The following is a 2,702-nucleotide window of genomic DNA, read 5'->3' as shown; positions in this document are numbered from 1 at the left end:
GAGGTGGCTGCCACTGCCCCCGCGGCGCTCCGCGCCCGCCGCGCACACGGCTCCGCCGCTGCGCGGCACGCCGTGTGGTCCAAGTGGTCGGGCGAACACCCGCCTCCCGGATCCGAGCGAACGGACCGCTGGTCCGAATAGATTGGCCGAACAGGCCGTTCACTCCTCGCGGAACCCGGCTTGCGCGCTGGTGCAGGCACGCAGCCGACACACCCGCGCATCGTGAGCGGACTGCGCGAGCGAACGGACCGCTGGTCCCAATAGATCGGGCTAGCGGTCCGTTCACTCCTGGAGCAACACCTCTGAAGAAACCGGGGATCAGCGGGCGCTGTGCACGGGCGCCCGCCGCGTAGGGCAGGCTTGGGGTGTGGCTGAGCTGTCCGATTCGTCTGCCCTGCCGGTCGTTTCCGTGGTCGTGGTGAACTACCGCGGTGCGCAGGACTCGATCGAGTGCCTGCGCGCGTTGCGGGACGAGCTGGACTACCCGGCTGAGCGGCTGCAGGTGCTCTGCGTCGACAACGCTTCCGGTGACGGCAGTGCGCAGCGCATTCGGGAGGCGCAGCCGCAGGTCCGGCTGATCGAGTCCGGCGAGAACCTCGGGTTCGCGGGCGGCTGCAACCTGGCTGCGCGGGAGGCCGCGGGGCAGGTTCTGGCGTTCCTGAACAACGACGCGCGGCCGCACCGCGACTGGGTGCGCGCGGCGGTTTCGGCGCTGCGGGCGGAGCCGACGGCGGGCGCGGTGGCCAGCAAGGTCCTCGACTTCTCCGGCGAGCACGTCGATTTCGTGGACGCCGGGCTCACCTGGTTCGGCATGGGCTATAAGCGGCACGCGGGCGAGCCCGACGACGGCGGCCACGACGCCCCGCGCGACGTGCTGTTCGGCACCGGCTCGGCGCTGTTCGTGCGGGCGGAGCTGTTCGCCGCGCTGGGCGGGTTCGACGAGCGGTTCTTCATGTTCTACGAGGACGTCGACCTGGGCTGGCGGTTGAACCTGCGCGGCTGGCGGGTGCGGTACGAGCCGCGGTCGGTCGCCTACCACCGGCACCACGCGTCGATGAGCGAGGTCTCGTCGGCGCGCGAGAACTACCTGTTGGAACGCAACGCGCTGGCGGCGCTGTACAAGAACGCCTCGGAAGAGACGCTGGCGAAGGCGTTGCCCGCGGCGATGGCGCTGGCGGTGCGCAGGGCGACCGCGCGCGGCGAGGTCGACCCGGAGCAGCTGGAGATGACGCGGCGACCGGAGGGGGTGGACCACTCCGACGACGTGCCGATCTCGCGGGACGCGCTGGCGGGGATGCTCGCCATCGACCGGTTCGTGGAGCTGTTGCCGCAGCTCAAACAGGCCCGCGAGGTGGAGCAGGCGGCTCGGGTGCGTTCGGACGCCGACCTGGTCCCGTTGATGCGCAAGGCGATGGAGCCCGCCTACCCGCTGCCGCGCTACCTGGCCGCGCACGACGTGCTGGTGGACGTGTTCGGGCTGGAAGAGGTGTTCGGGCGCCCGCGCAACATCGCGGTGCTCACCGGGGATTCGGTGGCCGAGCGGATGGCCGGTCCGGCGATCCGGGCCTGGCACATGGCCGAGGTGCTCAGCGGCGAACACCGGGTGCGGCTGGTCAGCGCGAACCCGCACGTCGACCCGCCGGAGTCCGATTTTCCCGTGGTGGCGGCGAAACCGCGGGAACTCGCCGCGCACGTCGAGTGGGCCGACATCGTGGTGCTGCAAGGGCACGTGCTGGAGATGGTGCCCGCGCTCAAGCACGTCGACTCCACCAAGATCGTGGTCTGCGACATCTACGACCCGATGCACCTGGAGCTGCTGGAACAGGGCCGGGACACCGACGACGAGCGCCGCGCGGCCGATCTGCGCGGGGTGACGAAGGTGCTGAACTCCCAGCTGCGGCGCGGTGACTTCTTCCTGTGCGCCTCGCAGCGGCAGCGGCACTTCTGGCTCGGCCACCTCGCTTCGCTGGGCAGGCTCACACCCGGGCTCTACGACACCGACCCGACGGTGCGCTCGCTGCTGGAGGTGGTGCCGTTCGGTCTGTCGCCGGTGGCGCCGCGGCGCACCGGGCCGGCGATCAAGGGCGCGCAGCCCGGCATCGGGGCCGACGACAAGGTCGTGCTGTGGGCGGGCGGTGTCTACAGCTGGTTCGACCCGCTGACGTTGCTGCACGCGGTGCACCGCCTCGCCGAACGCCACCACGACGTGCGGCTGTTCTTCCTGGGCATGAAGCACCCGAATCCGGACGTGCCGGAGATGGGGATGGCCGAGCGCACCAGGCACCTGGCCCGCAGCCTCGGGCTCACCGGGAAGAACGTGTTCTTCAACGAGACCTGGGTGCCCTACGGCGAGCGGCAGAACTACCTGCTCGACGCCGACTGCGGGGTCACTTCGCACTTCGAGCACGTGGAGACCACGTTCGCCTTCCGCACCCGGGTGCTGGACTACCTGTGGGCGGGGCTGCCGGTGGTCACCACGGACGGCGACTCGTTCGCGGACCTGGTGCGCCGGGAAGGGCTCGGCGTGGTGGTGCCCGCCGAGGACCCGGACGCGCTGGCCGAGGCGTTGCAGCGGGTGCTCTACGACGCGGAGTTCGCCGCGGCGTGCCGCGAGCGGATCGCCGCGGTGCGGGAGCGGTTCACCTGGGAGTCGGTGCTGGCGCCGCTGACCGAGTTCTGCCGCGACCCGCGCCCGGCGGCCG

General features: G+C 71.3%; 1 protein-coding gene. It reads left to right on the top strand.

Going from position 1 to position 2,702, the window contains the following annotated elements:
• Positions 1-367: 367 nt before the first annotated feature.
• Positions 368-2,702 (top strand): glycosyltransferase (locus tag IJH84_RS24765; RefSeq protein WP_295149664.1); only part of this gene is annotated, 2,335 nt, incomplete at its 3' end.

The sequence above is a fragment of the Saccharopolyspora sp. genome (assembly GCF_017434145.1).
GTDB lineage: Bacteria > Actinomycetota > Actinomycetes > Mycobacteriales > Pseudonocardiaceae > Saccharopolyspora_C > Saccharopolyspora_C galaxeae.
This window is presented reverse-complemented; position numbering and strand designations above follow the sequence as displayed.